The sequence below is a fragment of the Cellulosimicrobium cellulans genome, from assembly GCF_042723955.1.
In the GTDB taxonomy this organism is placed as follows: Bacteria; Actinomycetota; Actinomycetes; order Actinomycetales; family Cellulomonadaceae; genus Cellulosimicrobium; species Cellulosimicrobium cellulans_H.
The window spans coordinates 15635-29731 of sequence record NZ_JBHXIC010000003.1 but is presented as its reverse complement, the minus strand read 5'-3'; the positions used below and the strand labels follow the sequence as shown (position 1 = coordinate 29731).

At 68.0% G+C, this 14097-nt stretch carries 23 protein-coding genes; all 23 read right to left on the bottom strand.

All coding sequences use genetic code 11. The annotated features are described in order from the left end of the window. Nucleotides 1-88: 88 nt before the first annotated feature. Nucleotides 89-655: a 50S ribosomal protein L15 gene (rplO, locus tag ACFWH7_RS01550; protein WP_378214688.1), complete on the bottom strand. Its 567-nt coding sequence runs from the start codon at nt 653-655 to the stop codon at nt 89-91. Nucleotides 656-657: 2 nt separating this feature from the next. Next, nucleotides 658-840 (bottom strand): 50S ribosomal protein L30, encoded by a 183-nt coding sequence (gene rpmD, locus ACFWH7_RS01545; RefSeq protein ID WP_021480439.1) that lies wholly within the window; start codon nt 838-840, stop codon nt 658-660. Next, nucleotides 840-1496, bottom strand: coding sequence for a 30S ribosomal protein S5 (rpsE, locus tag ACFWH7_RS01540; RefSeq protein ID WP_021480438.1), 657 nt, complete (start codon nt 1494-1496; stop codon nt 840-842). Before rpsE ends, rpmD begins: the two co-directional genes overlap by 1 nt. Before the next feature lie 40 nt (nt 1497-1536). Beyond that, nucleotides 1537-1908 carry a 50S ribosomal protein L18 gene (gene rplR / locus ACFWH7_RS01535; RefSeq protein ID WP_047233819.1) on the bottom strand — a complete coding sequence of 124 codons (372 nt, stop codon included), beginning with the start codon at nt 1906-1908 and terminating at the stop codon, nt 1537-1539. Between the two features lie 2 nt (nt 1909-1910). After that, nucleotides 1911-2447 carry a 50S ribosomal protein L6 gene (rplF, locus tag ACFWH7_RS01530; RefSeq protein ID WP_141388480.1) on the bottom strand — a complete coding sequence of 179 codons (537 nt, stop codon included), beginning with the start codon at nt 2445-2447 and terminating at the stop codon, nt 1911-1913. 18 nt (nt 2448-2465) lie between these two features. Further along, complete coding sequence (rpsH, locus tag ACFWH7_RS01525; RefSeq protein WP_021480435.1) at nt 2466-2864, bottom strand: 30S ribosomal protein S8; 399 nt, start codon at nt 2862-2864, stop codon at nt 2466-2468. 82 nt (nt 2865-2946) lie between these two features. Further along, nucleotides 2947-3132, bottom strand: coding sequence for a type Z 30S ribosomal protein S14 (locus ACFWH7_RS01520; protein ID WP_021480434.1), 186 nt, complete (start codon nt 3130-3132; stop codon nt 2947-2949). A gap of 1 nt (nt 3133) precedes the next feature. Continuing rightward, nucleotides 3134-3703, bottom strand: a complete 570-nt coding sequence (rplE, locus tag ACFWH7_RS01515) for a 50S ribosomal protein L5 (protein WP_047233817.1) — start codon at nt 3701-3703, stop codon at nt 3134-3136. Next, complete coding sequence (gene rplX, locus ACFWH7_RS01510; RefSeq protein ID WP_378214687.1) at nt 3703-4044, bottom strand: 50S ribosomal protein L24; 342 nt, start codon at nt 4042-4044, stop codon at nt 3703-3705. The genes rplE and rplX overlap by 1 nt, the downstream gene beginning before the upstream one ends. A gap of 2 nt (nt 4045-4046) precedes the next feature. Further along, on the bottom strand, nt 4047-4415 hold the full coding sequence (rplN, locus tag ACFWH7_RS01505; protein ID WP_021480431.1) for a 50S ribosomal protein L14: 369 nt from the start codon (nt 4413-4415) through the stop codon (nt 4047-4049). A gap of 207 nt (nt 4416-4622) precedes the next feature. Further along, entirely contained in the window at nt 4623-4913 is a 291-nt protein-coding gene (gene rpsQ, locus ACFWH7_RS01500) for a 30S ribosomal protein S17 (protein WP_047233816.1), read from the bottom strand. Between the two features lie 11 nt (nt 4914-4924). Then, nucleotides 4925-5161, bottom strand: a complete 237-nt coding sequence (gene rpmC, locus ACFWH7_RS01495) for a 50S ribosomal protein L29 (RefSeq protein ID WP_021480429.1) — start codon at nt 5159-5161, stop codon at nt 4925-4927. Continuing rightward, nucleotides 5161-5580, bottom strand: coding sequence for a 50S ribosomal protein L16 (gene rplP, locus ACFWH7_RS01490; RefSeq protein WP_047233815.1), 420 nt, complete (start codon nt 5578-5580; stop codon nt 5161-5163). The genes rpmC and rplP overlap by 1 nt, the downstream gene beginning before the upstream one ends. 3 nt (nt 5581-5583) lie before the next feature. Next, the gene (gene rpsC, locus ACFWH7_RS01485; RefSeq protein ID WP_047233814.1) at nt 5584-6429 is read right to left on the bottom strand and encodes a 30S ribosomal protein S3; all 846 of its coding nucleotides are present in this window, start codon (nt 6427-6429) and stop codon (nt 5584-5586) included. Next, on the bottom strand, nt 6429-6800 hold the full coding sequence (rplV, locus tag ACFWH7_RS01480; protein WP_021479879.1) for a 50S ribosomal protein L22: 372 nt from the start codon (nt 6798-6800) through the stop codon (nt 6429-6431). The genes rpsC and rplV overlap by 1 nt, the downstream gene beginning before the upstream one ends. A 58-nt stretch (nt 6801-6858) precedes the next feature. Continuing rightward, nucleotides 6859-7140, bottom strand: coding sequence for a 30S ribosomal protein S19 (gene rpsS, locus ACFWH7_RS01475; protein ID WP_047233813.1), 282 nt, complete (start codon nt 7138-7140; stop codon nt 6859-6861). Between the two features lie 15 nt (nt 7141-7155). After that, nucleotides 7156-7992, bottom strand: a complete 837-nt coding sequence (gene rplB, locus ACFWH7_RS01470) for a 50S ribosomal protein L2 (RefSeq protein ID WP_047233812.1) — start codon at nt 7990-7992, stop codon at nt 7156-7158. 31 nt (nt 7993-8023) lie between these two features. Next, nucleotides 8024-8314 carry a 50S ribosomal protein L23 gene (gene rplW / locus ACFWH7_RS01465; protein ID WP_021479876.1) on the bottom strand — a complete coding sequence of 97 codons (291 nt, stop codon included), beginning with the start codon at nt 8312-8314 and terminating at the stop codon, nt 8024-8026. Further along, nucleotides 8311-9015 carry a 50S ribosomal protein L4 gene (gene rplD / locus ACFWH7_RS01460; protein WP_141388478.1) on the bottom strand — a complete coding sequence of 235 codons (705 nt, stop codon included), beginning with the start codon at nt 9013-9015 and terminating at the stop codon, nt 8311-8313. Before rplD ends, rplW begins: the two co-directional genes overlap by 4 nt. 5 nt (nt 9016-9020) lie before the next feature. Continuing rightward, entirely contained in the window at nt 9021-9683 is a 663-nt protein-coding gene (gene rplC, locus ACFWH7_RS01455) for a 50S ribosomal protein L3 (RefSeq protein ID WP_378214686.1), read from the bottom strand. Nucleotides 9684-9697: 14 nt separating this feature from the next. Next, complete coding sequence (gene rpsJ, locus ACFWH7_RS01450) at nt 9698-10006, bottom strand: 30S ribosomal protein S10 (protein WP_012867945.1); 309 nt, start codon at nt 10004-10006, stop codon at nt 9698-9700. A 490-nt stretch (nt 10007-10496) separates the two neighbouring features. Continuing rightward, nucleotides 10497-11693: an elongation factor Tu gene (tuf, locus tag ACFWH7_RS01445; RefSeq protein ID WP_053369624.1), complete on the bottom strand. Its 1197-nt coding sequence runs from the start codon at nt 11691-11693 to the stop codon at nt 10497-10499. A gap of 128 nt (nt 11694-11821) precedes the next feature. After that, nucleotides 11822-13924 carry an elongation factor G gene (gene fusA / locus ACFWH7_RS01440; RefSeq protein ID WP_378214685.1) on the bottom strand — a complete coding sequence of 701 codons (2103 nt, stop codon included), beginning with the start codon at nt 13922-13924 and terminating at the stop codon, nt 11822-11824. Between the last annotated feature and the right edge of the window lie 173 nt (nt 13925-14097).

Sequence of the window (14097 nt, the reverse complement as noted above, 5' to 3'; positions counted from 1 at the left end):
CGGACGGACCACGGGTCGTGCGGGAGGGCCTCCCCAGACACGGACAGGGCCGACGGCGCGAGCGCGCCACCGGCCCTGTCCGGGGGTGTCAGTCCTCCGAGACCGAACCGCCGGCCGCGAGGATCTTCTCGCGAGCGGCGCCCGAGAGGGCGTCGACCGCGACCTCGAGCTTGACGGTGATCTCGCCCGTGCCGAGCACCTTGACGAGCTGGCCCTTGCGGACCGCGCCCTTCGCGACGAGGTCCTCGACGGTGACCTGGCCACCCTCGGGGTACAGCGACGCGAGCTTGTCCAGGTTCACGACCTGGTACTCGGTGCGGAACGGGTTCTTGAAGCCGCGCAGCTTCGGGAGGCGCATGTGCAGAGGCATCTGCCCGCCCTCGAAGCGCTCGGGAACCTGGTAACGAGCCTTCGTACCCTTGGTACCGCGGCCCGCCGTCTTACCCTTCGACGCCTCGCCACGACCCACGCGGGTCTTGGCCTTCTTGGCGCCGGGAGCCGGACGCAGGTGGTGGATCTTGAGCGTGCCGCCGGCACCCTCGGTCTGCTTGCCCGACTGCTTCGCAGCAGTCGCGGACTCCGCCTTCGCGGGGGCCTTCGCAGCAGCCTTCTTCTTCGGAGCCTCGGCGGTCTCCTTGGTGGCCTTCTCAGCCATGGTCACTCGACCTCCTCAACGGTGACGAGGTGCGCCACCGTCGCGACCATGCCGCGGATCTCCGGGCGGTCCTCCTTCACGGCGGTGTCGCCGATCCGCTTGAGGCCCAGAGTGCGCAGCGTGTCGCGCTGGTTCTGCTTGCCGCCGATGGCGGACTTCGTCTGGGTCACCTTGAGCCTGGCCATCAGGCGTTCACCCCCGCAGCACGGGCACGCAGGAGCGCGGCCGGGGCCACGTCCTCGAGCGGGAGACCACGGCGCGCGGCGACAGCCTCAGGCTGCTCCAGGTTGCGCAGGGCCTCGACGGTCGCGTGCACGATGTTGATCGCGTTGGACGAGCCGAGCGACTTGCTCAGCACGTCGTGGATGCCGGCGCACTCCAGCACGGCGCGCACCGGACCACCGGCGATCACACCGGTACCGGGAGCGGCCGGACGGAGGAACACGACGCCGGCGGCGGCCTCACCCTGGATGGGGTGCGGGATGGTGCCCTGGATGCGCGGGACCTTGAAGAAGTTCTTCTTGGCCTCCTCGACACCCTTGGCGATGGCCGCGGGCACCTCCTTCGCCTTGCCGTAGCCGACGCCGACGGTGCCGTCGCCGTCGCCCACCACGACCAGCGCGGTGAAGCTGAAGCGGCGGCCGCCCTTGACGACCTTGGAGACGCGGTTGATGGTGACGACGCGCTCGACGAAGGCGTTCTTCTCGGCTGCGTCGCCACGGCGACCGTCGCGACGGTCACCGCGACGGTCGTCGCGGCGCCCCCCGCGCGCGTTCTGGTCGCTCGACTCGTTGGCGGCACCCGTGGGGGCGCCGGTGTTGCTGCGCTGCCCTGCAGCCATCAGAGAATCCTTTGCTTCCGTGTGGGGATGGTCGGCGTCGTCACAGGGACAGACCGCCCTCGCGGGCGCCGTCGGCGACCGCAGCGACCCGACCGTGGTACTTGTTGCCGCCACGGTCGAAGACGACCGCGTCGACGCCCTTGGCCTTCGCACGCTCGGCGACGAGCTCGCCGACCTTGCGGGCCTTGGCGCTCTTGTCGCCGTCGAGCGCACGCAGGTCCGCCTCGAGCGAGGAGGCCGACGCAACCGTCTGACCGATCGTGTCGTCCACGACCTGGGCCGTGATGTGGCGCGTGGAGCGCGTCACCACGAGGCGCGGACGAGCGGCGGTCCCCTTGATCTTCTTGCGCAGGCGCAGGTGGCGGCGCTGACGCGCGACGGCCTTGCCCTTGCCGAGAACCTTCAGAGCCATCGTTACTTACCAGCCTTTCCGACCTTGCGGCGGACGACCTCGCCGGCGTAACGCACACCCTTGCCCTTGTACGGCTCGGGCTTGCGGATCTTGCGGATGTTCGCTGCGACCTCGCCGACCTGCTGCTTGTCGATGCCGGAGACCGAGAACTTCGTCGGGCTCTCGACCGCGAACGTGATGCCCGCGGGCGGCGTCACGACGACCGGGTGGCTGAAGCCGAGGGCGAACTCGAGGTCCGAGCCCTTGGCCGTCACGCGGTAACCGGTGCCGACGATCTCGAGCTTCTTCTCGTAGCCCTGCGTCACGCCCTGGACGATGTTCGCCAGGAGGGTGCGCGTGAGGCCGTGCAGCGCGCGGGACTCGCGCTCGTCGTCCGGGCGCGACACCACGAGGGTGGCGTCCTCCTGGGCGACCTGGATGGGGGCGGGCACGTTGTGCTCGAGCGAGCCCTTGGGGCCCTTCACGGTCACGAGCGCACCGCTGATGGTGACGTCCACTCCGGCGGGAACCGGAACGGGGATCTTGCCGATTCGAGACATGGCGTATCTCCTTTCCGATTACCAGACGTAGGCGAGGACTTCGCCGCCCACGCCCTTCGTGGCGGCCTGCTTGTCGGTGAGCAGGCCGGAGGACGTGGACAGGATCGCCACGCCCAGGCCGCCGAGAACCTTCGGCAGCTCGGTGGACTTGACGTACTTGCGCAGGCCCGGCTTGGACACGCGGCGCACGCCGGCAAGGCTGCGCTCGCGGTTCGGGCCGAACTTCAGCTGGATGGTGAGGTTCTTGCCCACCGTCGCGTCCTCGACGCTCCAGCCGGAGATGTAGCCCTCGGCCTGGAGGATCTCGGCAATGTGCGACTTCAGCTTCGAGTACGGCATGGTCACCGTCTCGTGGTAAGCCGAGTTCGCGTTCCGCAGACGCGTCAGCATGTCTGCGATCGGGTCGGTCATCGTCATCGGGCTCTAGCCCTTCCTCGACGTGGTATCCGGGCGGAGGCGCGCCGTGCGGCGCGCTCCGCCAGGACCTACGACGTAGTTGTTACCAGCTGCTCTTGGTGACGCCGGGAAGCTCACCACGGTGGGCCATCTCGCGCACGCAGATGCGGCACAGGCCGAACTTGCGGTACACCGAGTGCGGGCGACCGCACTTCTGGCACCGGGTGTAGGCGCGGACCGCGAACTTGGGCTTGGCGGCCGCCTTGTTGATCAGGGCCTTCTTCGCCATGTCAGTTCTCCTTGAAGGGGAAGCCGAGACGGCGCAGCAGGGAGCGGCCCTCGTCATCGGTCGTCGCCGTGGTCACGATCGTGATGTCCATACCGCGGACACGGTCGATCTTGTCCTGGTCGATCTCGTGGAACATCGACTGCTCCGTGAGGCCGAACGTGTAGTTGCCGTGCCCGTCGAACTGCTTGGGCGACAGGCCGCGGAAGTCGCGGATACGCGGCAGGGCGATCGACAGGAGACGGTCCAGGAACTCCCACATGCGGTCGCCGCGCAGCGTGACGTGCGCGCCGATCGGCATGCCCTCGCGCAGCTTGAACTGCGCGATGGACTTGCGGGCCTTGGTCACCTGCGGCTTCTGGCCGGTGATCGCGGACAGGTCGCGGATGGCGCCCTCGATGAGCTTCGAGTCCTTGGCGGCGTCACCGACACCCATGTTCACGACGATCTTCGTGACGCGGGCGACCTGGTTGACGTTCTCGTGCCCGAACTCCTCGCGCAGACCGGAGACGATCTCCTCGCGGTAGCGCTGCTTCAGACGGGGCACCTCGGGGGCGACGATCTCGGTGCTCATCAGATGTCCTTCCCGGAGCGCTTGGCGACACGCACGCGCACGGTGCGCTTGCGGCCGTCACGCTCGACCTCTTCGGTGCGGTACCCGACTCGGGTGCCCTTCTTGGTCTCCGGGTCGACGACCATCACGTTACTGATGTGGATCGGGGCCTCGACGGTCTCGATCCCACCGGTCCGCGTGCCGCGCTGCGACTGGCCGACCTTGGTGTGCTTGGTGACGCGCTGGACGCCCTCGACGACGACGCGGTCACGGTCGGTGAGCACCTCGAGGACGCGGCCCTGCTTGCCCTTGTCCTTGCCGGCGATGACGACGACGAGGTCGCCCTTCTTGATCTTGGCCATGGTCAGAGCACCTCCGGAGCCAGCGAGATGATCTTCATGAACCGCTTGTCGCGCAGCTCGCGCCCGACCGGGCCGAAGATGCGCGTCCCGCGCGGCTCGCCGTCGTTCTTGAGGATCACGGCGGCGTTCTCGTCGAACTTGATGTAGGAACCGTCCGGACGACGGCGCTCCTTGGCGGTGCGGACGACGACGGCCTTGACCACGTCGCCCTTCTTCACGTTGCCGCCCGGGATCGCGTCCTTGACGGTTGCGACGATGACGTCGCCGATTCCGGCGTAGCGACGGCCCGAGCCACCGAGAACACGGATGCAGAGAATCTCCTTGGCACCCGTGTTGTCGGCGACACGAAGTCGCGACTCCTGCTGGATCATGTAATGAACTCCTGTCGTCGAGCCGGTTCTCGCGCGGGGCGAGCCTTGCCGAACGGATAGCTGTCAGTGCCGGGTCCCTCGCGGGTGAACCGGCCAGGACCGGGCGGTGGACCCGCCCGACCTGTCCTCACTGGTTGCCGCACCGCGGTGCGGCACGAGAGCGGTCGTGACGAGCGAGCCGGGGGCCCGCCCGTCACGACCGGTGGATCACTTGGCCTTCTCGAGGATCTCCGCGAGGCGCCACCGCTTGGTCGCGGACAGCGGGCGGGTCTCCATGATGAGCACCAGGTCGCCCACGCCGGCAGAGTTCTGCTCGTCGTGCGCCTTGACCTTGCTCGTGCGGCGGATGACCTTGCCGTAGAGCGGGTGCTTGACCCGGTCCTCGACCTCGACCACCACGGTCTTGTCCATCTTGTCGCTCACGACGTAGCCGCGGCGCGTCTTGCGGTTCGCGCGCTCCTCGGCCGCCTCGGGCGCGTTCGTTGCGTTCTCGCTCATTCCAGCCTCACTCACTCGGCACTCGGCGCGGTACGGATGCCGAGCTCGCGCTCACGCAGGATCGTGTAGATCCGCGCGATGTCGCGGCGGACGGCCTTGAGGCGCCCGTGGCTCTCCAGCTGGCCGGTGGCCGACTGGAAGCGGAGGTTGAAGAGCTCCTCCTTGACCTTCTTGAGCTCGGCGACGAGCGTCTCGTCGTCCATGGCGTCGAGGTCGACGGGGGCGAGCCCCTTCGTTCCGATTGCCATCAGTTGCCACCACCCTCGCGCACCACGAAACGGCACTTCATCGGGAGCTTGTGGATCGCGCGGCGCATCGCCTCGCGAGCCAGGTCCTCCGGGACACCGGCCAGCTCGAAGACGATCCGGCCCGGCTTGACATTGGCGACCCACCACTCGGGCGAACCCTTACCGGAACCCATGCGGGTCTCGGCAGGCTTCTTGGTCAGGGGACGGTCCGGGTAGATGTTGATCCAGACCTTGCCGCCACGCTTGATGTGGCGGGTCATCGCGATACGAGCAGCCTCGATCTGGCGGTTCGTCACGTACGCCGGCTCGAGAGCCTGGATGCCGTACTCGCCGAACGCGATCTGCGTGCCACCCTTCGCCGCGCCGGAACGCGACGGGTGGTGCTGCTTGCGGTGCTTGAGCCTGCGCGGGATCAGCATGACTCAGGCCTCCGTTCCGGTCTCAGGGGCCTTCGCCTCTGCGGCGGGAGCAGCCTGCTCGGGCGCCGCCGGCGACTCGGACGCGGGGGTCCGCTCGGCCGAACGCTCGGGACGACGGCCGCCACCACGACGGTCGCCGCCGCGCTCACCGCGCGGGCCGCCACGGCCCTGGCGCGGAGCGGCCGTGGCCTGCTGCGCGGCGAACTCCTTCTCGGTGACGTCGCCCTTGTAGATCCAGACCTTCACGCCGATGCGGCCGAAGGTCGTGCGGGCCTCGAAGAAGCCGTAGTCGATGTACGCACGGAGCGTGTGCAGCGGCACACGACCCTCGCGGTAGAACTCCGACCGGCTCATCTCCGCGCCGCCGAGGCGGCCGGCGACCTGCACGCGGATGCCCTTGGCACCGGCGCGCTGGGCCGACTGGATGCCCTTGCGCATCGCACGGCGGAACGAGACGCGGCTCGCGAGCTGCTCGGCGATGCCCTGCGCGACGAGCTGCGCGTCCGTCTCGGCGTTCTTCACCTCGAGGATGTTGAGCTGCACCTGCTTGCCCGTGAGCTTCTCGAGCTCGCCGCGGATGCGGTCGGCCTCGGCGCCACGGCGGCCGATGACGATGCCCGGGCGCGCCGTGTGGATGTCCACGCGGACGCGGTCACGGGTGCGCTCGATCTCGACCTTGGAGATGCCTGCGCGCTCGAGACCGGTGCTCATGAGCTTGCGGATCTGGACGTCCTCACGGACGTAGTCGCGGTACCGCTGTCCGGGCTTGGTGCTGTCGGCGAACCAGCGCGACCGGTGGTCGGTGGTGATGCCGAGGCGGTACCCGTGCGGGTGAACCTTCTGTCCCACTATCGGGCACTTCCCTTCGTGTTCTCACGCGGAGCGACGACCACGGTGATGTGGCTGGTGCGCTTGAGGATGCGGTTCGCACGGCCCTGGGCCCGCGGGCGGAAACGCTTGAGGGTCGGGCCCTCGTCGACGAACGCCTCACGCACGACGAGCTCCTGCTCCTCGAACGCCTCGCTCGCACGGTCTGCCTTCACCCGGGCGTTGGCGATCGCGCTCTCCACGACCTTGCGGACGGGCTCGCTCGCCGCCTGCGGTGCGAACTTCAGCACCGCGACGGCCTCGGAGGCCTGCTTGCCACGGATGAGGTCCACGACGCGCCGGGCCTTCTGGGGCGTGACACGGACGAACCGCGCCTGCGCCTTGGCTTCCATTGCTGTCCTGCCTTCTTGTCTCTTGACCGTCCAGGTCGTCACCAGACTGACCCGGGGGTCAGCGGCGACGACCCTTCTTGTCGTCCTTCACGTGGCCGCGGAAGGTCCGCGTGGGAGCGAACTCGCCGAGCTTGTGGCCGACCATCGACTCGGTGACGAACACCGGCGTGTGCTTGCGACCGTCGTGCACGGCGAACGTGTGACCGAGGAAGTCGGGCGTGATGACCGACCGACGGGACCAGGTCTTGATGACGTTCTTGGTCCCCTTCTCGTTCTGAGCGTCCACCTTCTTCTGCAGGTGGCCGTCGACGAAGGGGCCCTTCTTCAGGCTACGAGGCATGTCTCCAGGCTCCTATCAGCGCTTCTTGCCGGTACGGCGACGACGCACGATCAGCTTGTCGCTCGGCTTGTTCGGACGGCGGGTACGACCCTCCGGCTGGCCCCACGGGCTCACCGGGTGACGACCACCGGACGTCTTGCCCTCACCACCACCGTGCGGGTGGTCGATCGGGTTCATGGCGACACCACGGACGGTCGGGCGCTTGCCCTTCCAGCGCATGCGGCCGGCCTTGCCCCAGTTGATGTTCGACTGCTCGGCGTTGCCCACCTCGCCGACCGTCGCGCGGCAGCGCAGGTCGACGTTGCGGATCTCGCCGGAGGGCATGCGCAGCTGCGCGTACGGCCCGTCCTTGGCGACGAGCTGCACGGACGCACCGGCCGAGCGGGCGATCTTCGCGCCGCCACCGGGCTTGAGCTCGATGGCGTGGATGACCGTACCGGTCGGGATGTTGCGCAGCGGCAGGTTGTTGCCGGGCTTGATGTCCGCGCCCGCACCGTTCTCGACGACGTCGCCCTGCTTGAGCTTGGCCGGCGCGATGATGTAGCGCTTCTCGCCGTCCGCGTAGTGCAGGAGCGCGATGCGCGCCGTGCGGTTGGGGTCGTACTCGATGTGCGCGACCTTGGCGGGCACGCCGTCCTTGTCGTGGCGACGGAAGTCGATCACGCGGTACGCACGCTTGTGGCCACCACCCTTGTGACGGGTGGTGATCCGGCCGGAGCTGTTGCGGCCGCCGCTCTTGGAGAGCGGGCGGACCAGAGACTTCTCCGGCTGCGAGCGCGTGATCTCGGCGAAGTCGGCGACGCTCGCGCCGCGGCGGCCGGGCGTCGTCGGCTTGTACTTACGGATTCCCATGGGGATCTGTCCTCAATCTGCTCTCGTCGGCTCAGCCGAAGATGTCGATCGTGCCCTCGCGGAGGGTGACGATCGCACGCTTGGTGTCCTTGCGCTTGCCCAGGCCGAAACGCGTGCGACGCGTCTTGCCCTTGCGGTTGATCGTGTTCACCGAGGCGACCTTGACCGAGAAGATCTGCTCGACGGCGATCTTGATCTCGGTCTTGTTGGCCCGCGGGTCGACGACGAACGTGTACTTGCCCTCGTCGAGCAGGCCATAGCTCTTCTCGGAGACGACCGGCGCGAGGATCACGTCACGGGGGTCCTTGGTCACGGTGGTCACTTCGCGGCCTCCTCGGCAGCAGTCTCGTCCGCCTCGGTGGAGGTGGCGACGGCCTTCGCGGAGCGACCCGTGGCCGGGCCCGTCAGGAACGCGTCGAGCGCGCCCTGCGTGAAGACGACGTCGTCGGAGACGAGCACGTCGTAGGTGTTGAGCTGGTCGGCCACCAGGAGGTGGACCTGCTCGACGTTCCGCAGCGACTTGATCGTCAGCTCGTCGCCACGCTCGGTGACGACGAGGACGTGCTTGCGCTCGGAGAGCTTGGCGAGCGTCGAGACGGCGGTCTTGGTCGACGGCAGGCCGTCGACGCCGAAGCCGGTCACGACGTGGACACGGCCGTTGCGGGCGCGGTCCGAGAGGGCACCGCGGAGCGCGGCGGCCTTCATCTTCTTGGGCGTCCGCTGGTCGTACGAGCGCGGCGTCGGGCCGTGGACGGTGCCACCGCCGGCGAACTGCGGCGCACGGGTCGAACCCTGGCGGGCGCGGCCGGTGCCCTTCTGCTTGTACGGCTTGCGACCACCACCGCGGACCTCGCCGCGGCTCTTGGTGTCGTGGGTGCCCTGGCGTGCAGCGGCACGCTGGGCGACGACGACCTGGTGGATCAGCGGGACGTTGAGCTCGACGTCGAACACCTCGGCGGGGAGCTCGGCGGTGCCGGCCTTCTTGCCCTTGGGGTCCAGCACGTCAACGGTCAGAGCGGACATGGTGTTCACGCTCCCTTCGCGGCGCTGCGCACGAGGACGACGCCGCCCTTGGGGCCGGGAACCGCGCCCTTGACGAGCAGCAGACCCTTCTCGGCGTCGACCGCGTGGACGGTCAGGTTCTGGGTGGTCTGGCGGGCGTTGCCCATGCGACCGGCCATGCGCAGGCCCTTGAACACGCGCGACGGGGTCGAGGCCCCACCGATCGAGCCCGGCTTGCGGTGGTTGCGGTGGGCACCGTGCGAGGCGCCCACGCCGGAGAAGCCGTGGCGCTTCATGACACCGGCGGTGCCCTTGCCCTTGGTCGTTCCCGAGACGTCGACCGTCGCGCCGGCCTCGAAGGCCTCCGCGGTGATCTCCTGGCCGAGCGTGTACTCGGCGGCGTCCGTGGTGCGGACCTCGGCCACGTGACGGCGCGGCGTCACGCCGGCCCTCTCGAAGTGGCCCTTGAGGGGCTTGGTGACCTTGCGCGGGTCGATCTGGCCGTAGGCGAGCTGCACGGCGGCGTACCCGTCGGCGTCAGCGGTGCGCACCTGCGTGACCACGTTGGTGCCGACCGCGACGACCGTGACGGGGACCAGGCGACCGGCCTCGTCCCACAGCTGCGTCATTCCGAGCTTCGTGCCGAGCACGGCCGTGACCGCGCGGGCGTTCTGCTGGGGGGTAGTCATGATGTCCTCCAGCCTCAGAGCTTGATCTCGATGTTCACGTCGGCAGGCAGGTCGAGACGCATGAGCGAGTCGACGGCCTTCGGCGTGGGATCGATGATGTCGATCAGCCGCTTGTGCGTGCGCATCTCGAAGTGCTCGCGGCTGTCCTTGTACTTGTGAGGCGACCGGATGACGCAGAAGACGTTCTTCTCCGTCGGCAGCGGCACCGGACCCACGACCGTTGCACCAGCGCGCGTCACCGTGTCGACGATCTTGCGCGCCGAGCTGTCGATGACCTCGTGGTCGTAGGACTTGAGCCGGATGCGGATCTTCTGTCCCGCCATGGCGTCGTCTGACTCTCTCTCTCGAACCGCTAGCTGTCCGACCCCCGCGCTCGGGCGTGTCGCGTAGTCGCGACGCACCTGGGCGCACACGCCGAGAGGCGCAGGGCCGTTGGATATGTGGACCGGCGTCCGCACCGTGCTGACGCACGGCTCCGCGGAGCGGACCACAACGTTTGTGCGAGCCTGGTCGGAACGTGTGTTCCGCGGGGTACTCGATCCATGGCGACAGAGAGCTCAACCCGCAGACCCGGGACGAGGTCCCGGGGTCCTGGTCCTCCTCGAGAGGACCGGTTCAACACACTGTTCGACACGTGAAAGAGCGCACCCGTAACAGGCAACCTGAACAGTCTGCCACACGAAGGCCGTCCGGGCCAAGTCGAGACCGGGACGGGCCCTGTGACGGTGACCGCAGGGGCGGTGGTGCAGGCCGAAGGCCCGGCCCCGCGGACGGGACCGGGCCTTCGACGAGTGCTGCGGAGGCAGCGTCAGATCACTTGAGGATCTTGGTGACGCGGCCCGAGCCGACGGTGCGGCCACCCTCACGGATGGCGAAGCCGAGGCCCTCCTCCATGGCGATCGGCTGGATGAGCTCGACCGTCATCTCGGTGTTGTCGCCGGGCATGACCATCTCGGTGCCCTCGGGCAGCGTGATGACGCCGGTGACGTCCGTCGTACGGAAGTAGAACTGCGGACGGTAGTTCGAGTAGAACGGGTTGTGACGGCCGCCCTCGTCCTTGCCCAGGATGTAGACCTGCGCCTCGAACTGCGTGTGCGGGGTGATCGAGCCCGGCTTCACGACGACCTGGCCGCGCTCGACGTCCTCGCGCTTGATGCCGCGCAGGAGCAGACCGGTGTTGTCGCCGGCCTGAGCCTGGTCCATCTGCTTGTGGAACGTCTCGATGCCCGTGACCGTGGTCTTCTGGGGGGCGCGGATGCCGACGATCTCGACGTCCGAGTTGAGGTCGAGCGTGCCACGCTCCACCTTGCCGGTGACGACGGTGCCACGACCGGTGATCGTGAAGACGTCCTCGACGGGCATGAGGAACGGCTTGTCGAGCTCGCGGACGGGCTCCGGGACGTTCTCGTCCACGGCCTCCATGAGCTCGAGGATCTTCGCGGTCCACTCGGGGTCGCCCTCGAGCGCCTTGAGACCGGACACGCGCACGACCGGCGCGTTGTCGCCGTCGAACTCCTGCGAGGAGAGGAGCTCGCGCACCTCCATCTCGACGAGCTCGAGGATCTCCTCGTCGTCGACCATGTCGGACTTGTTGAGCGCGACGAGCAGGTACGGCACGCCGACCTGGCGCGCGAGCAGGACGTGCTCACGCGTCTGGGCCATCGGACCGTCGGTCGCGGCGACCACCAGGATCGCGCCGTCCATCTGGGCGGCACCGGTGATCATGTTCTTGATGTAGTCGGCGTGACCCGGCGCGTCGACGTGCGCGTAGTGGCGCTTCGGCGTCTCGTACTCGATGTGCGCGATGTTGATCGTGATACCGCGCTGCTTCTCCTCGGGAGCCGCGTCGATCTCGTCGAAGTTGCGCTGCGTGTTCGCCGGCAGGTCCGGGTACGTGTCCGCGAGCGTCTTCGAGATCGCCGCCGTGAGCGTCGTCTTACCGTGGTCGACGTGACCGATGGTGCCGACGTTGACGTGCGGCTTGGTCCGCTCGAACTTGGCCTTAGCCACTGGGGTCCTCCTGGGACTTGGGTAGATGTGCCGAACGTTGCGAATGTCGACCGAGAGATCCTACATCCGCGGGGCGTTGCGGTTTTCCTACAGGTTGATGGTTGTGCGGGTCTTCGACCTGTGGGGACTCACTCGCCCCGGGTCTTCTTGATGATCTCTTCGGCAACGTTCCGAGGAACCTCGGCGTAGCTGTCGAACTGCATCGAGTACACCGCGCGACCCTGGGTCTTGGACCGGAGGTCGCCGATGTACCCGAACATCTCTGACAACGGTACTTGGGCCCGGACGACCTTCACACCCGTCGCGTCCTCCATGGACTGGATCATTCCACGACGTGAGTTCAGGTCGCCGATGACGTCGCCCATGTACTCCTCGGGCGTACGCACCTCGACCGCCATCACCGGCTCCAGCAGAACCGGGTCCGCCCGCTTGACGCCCTCCTTGAGGACCATCGAGCCGGCGATCTTGAACGCCATCTCCGAGGAGTCGACCTCGTGGTAGGCGCCGTCGAGCAGGGTCGCCTTGACCCCGACCAGCGGGAAGCCGGCGAGCACGCCGAGCTCCATCGCGGACTGGATACCGGCGTCGACGCTCGGGATGTACTCACGCGGGATGCGACCACCGGTGACGGCGTTGGAGAACTCGTAGAGCTCGCCCTCGGCCGTGTCGAGCGGCTCGAAGGTCACCTGGACCTTCGCGAACTGCCCGGAGCCACCGGTCTGCTTCTTGTGCGTGTAGTCGATCTTCTCCGCCTTGCGACGGATCGTCTCGCGGTACGCGACCTGCGGCTTGCCGACGTTCGCCTCGACCTTGAACTCGCGACGCATGCGGTCGACGAGGATGTCGAGGTGGAGCTCGCCCATGCCGCCGATGACGGTCTGGCCGGTCTCGTCGTCCAGCTTGACGCGGAACGTCGGGTCCTCCTCGGCGAGCTTCTGGATCGCCGTCGAGAGCTTCTCCTGGTCGGCCTTCGTCTTGGGCTCGATCGCCACGTCGATGACGGGCTCGGGGAAGGTCATCGACTCGAGGATCACGGGCGCGTCGAGCGCGCTCAGCGTGTCACCCGTCGTGACGTCCTTGAGGCCGATGAACGCGTAGATGTGCCCCGCGCTCGCCTCCTCGACCGGGTTCTCCTTGTTGGAGTGCATCTGGAAGAGCTTCCCGATGCGCTCCTTCTTGCCCTTGGTCGAGTTGAGCACCTGAGCGCCCTGCGCGACCTTGCCCGAGTAGACGCGGACGTAGGTGAGCTTGCCGAAGAACGGGTGCGACGCGACCTTGAACGCGAGCGCGGAGAAGGGCTCGGTGGCGTCGGGGTGACGCTCGACGATCTTCTCCTCGTCCTTGACGTCGTGGCCCTCGATCGCGGGGACGTCGAGCGGCGACGGCAGGTAGTCGATGACCGCGTCGAGCATGGGCTGCACGCCCTTGTTCTTGAACGCGGACCCGCACAGGACCGGGAAGGCCTCGCCGGCGATGACGAGCTTGCGGATCCCGGACTTGATCTCCGCGATCGTCAGTTCCTCGCCACCGAGGTACTTCTCGAGCAGCTCCTCGTCGGCCTCCGCGACGGCCTCGATGAGGTCGCTGCGGTACTGCTCGGCCTTCTCGAGAAGGTCGGCCGGGATCTCCTCGGTGTCGTACGCCTCGCCGAGCTTGGTCTCCCCGTGCCAGACGAGGGCCTTCATCTCGAGCAGGTCGACGACGCCGGTAAAGTCGTTCTCCGAGCCGATCGGGAGCTGGATGACCAGCGGCTTCGCCTTGAGGCGGTTGATGATGGTGTCGACGGTGAAGTAGAAGTCCGCGCCGAGCTTGTCCATCTTGTTGACGAAGCAGATGCGCGGCACGTTGTACTTGTCCGCCTGGCGCCACACCGTCTCCGACTGCGGCTCCACGCCCTCCTTGCCGTCGAAGACGGCGACGGCGCCGTCGAGCACGCGCAGGGAGCGCTCGACCTCGACCGTGAAGTCGACGTGGCCGGGCGTGTCGATGATGTTGATCTGGTTGTTCTTCCAGTAGCAGGTCGTCGCGGCCGACGTGATCGTGATGCCGCGCTCCTGCTCCTGCTCCATCCAGTCCATCGTCGACGCGCCGTCGTGCGTCTCACCGATCTTGTAGTTCACACCCGTGTAGAACAGGATGCGCTCGGTGGTCGTGGTCTTCCCGGCATCGATGTGGGCCATGATGCCGATGTTGCGGACCTTGTTCAGGTCGGTCAGCACGTCAAGTGCCACGGTCTGTTTCCCTCGCTAGGTGGGTTGAGTCGGGGGCGCTGCTCGGACCGGGGTGGCCGGCCGGAGATCCGCCGACGGCCTCGGGGGGCGCGGGCGGGCGCGCCCCGCGCGGGGGGGGGGGCCCCAGCGGGGGGGGGGGCGCGCGGTGTGCTGACGCCCCCATCGTGGGGAGG

Coding starts and splice junctions, on each gene's coding strand:
- rplP (WP_047233815.1), bottom strand. CDS start 5,580: ATGCTGATCCCGCGCAGGCTCAAGCACCGCAAGCAGCACCACCCGTCG.
- rpmC (WP_021480429.1), bottom strand. CDS start 5,161: ATGGCAATCGGAACGAAGGGGCTCGCCCCCGTCGACCTCGACGCCATG.
- rplD (WP_141388478.1), bottom strand. CDS start 9,015: ATGTCCGCTCTGACCGTTGACGTGCTGGACCCCAAGGGCAAGAAGGCC.
- rplR (WP_047233819.1), bottom strand. CDS start 1,908: ATGGCTCTGAAGGTTCTCGGCAAGGGCAAGGCCGTCGCGCGTCAGCGC.
- rplC (WP_378214686.1), bottom strand. CDS start 9,683: ATGACTACCCCCCAGCAGAACGCCCGCGCGGTCACGGCCGTGCTCGGC.
- rpsH (WP_021480435.1), bottom strand. CDS start 2,864: ATGACGATGACCGACCCGATCGCAGACATGCTGACGCGTCTGCGGAAC.
- rplF (WP_141388480.1), bottom strand. CDS start 2,447: ATGTCTCGAATCGGCAAGATCCCCGTTCCGGTTCCCGCCGGAGTGGAC.
- rplV (WP_021479879.1), bottom strand. CDS start 6,800: ATGGAAGCCAAGGCGCAGGCGCGGTTCGTCCGTGTCACGCCCCAGAAG.
- rplB (WP_047233812.1), bottom strand. CDS start 7,992: ATGGGAATCCGTAAGTACAAGCCGACGACGCCCGGCCGCCGCGGCGCG.
- rpsJ (WP_012867945.1), bottom strand. CDS start 10,006: ATGGCGGGACAGAAGATCCGCATCCGGCTCAAGTCCTACGACCACGAG.
- rplN (WP_021480431.1), bottom strand. CDS start 4,415: ATGATCCAGCAGGAGTCGCGACTTCGTGTCGCCGACAACACGGGTGCC.
- rplE (WP_047233817.1), bottom strand. CDS start 3,703: ATGAGCACCGAGATCGTCGCCCCCGAGGTGCCCCGTCTGAAGCAGCGC.
- rpsS (WP_047233813.1), bottom strand. CDS start 7,140: ATGCCTCGTAGCCTGAAGAAGGGCCCCTTCGTCGACGGCCACCTGCAG.
- rpmD (WP_021480439.1), bottom strand. CDS start 840: ATGGCCAGGCTCAAGGTGACCCAGACGAAGTCCGCCATCGGCGGCAAG.
- rplX (WP_378214687.1), bottom strand. CDS start 4,044: ATGGCCAAGATCAAGAAGGGCGACCTCGTCGTCGTCATCGCCGGCAAG.
- ACFWH7_RS01520 (WP_021480434.1), bottom strand. CDS start 3,132: ATGGCGAAGAAGGCCCTGATCAACAAGGCGGCCGCCAAGCCCAAGTTC.
- rpsE (WP_021480438.1), bottom strand. CDS start 1,496: ATGGCTGCAGGGCAGCGCAGCAACACCGGCGCCCCCACGGGTGCCGCC.
- rplO (WP_378214688.1), bottom strand. CDS start 655: ATGGCTGAGAAGGCCACCAAGGAGACCGCCGAGGCTCCGAAGAAGAAG.
- rpsQ (WP_047233816.1), bottom strand. CDS start 4,913: ATGAGCGAGAACGCAACGAACGCGCCCGAGGCGGCCGAGGAGCGCGCG.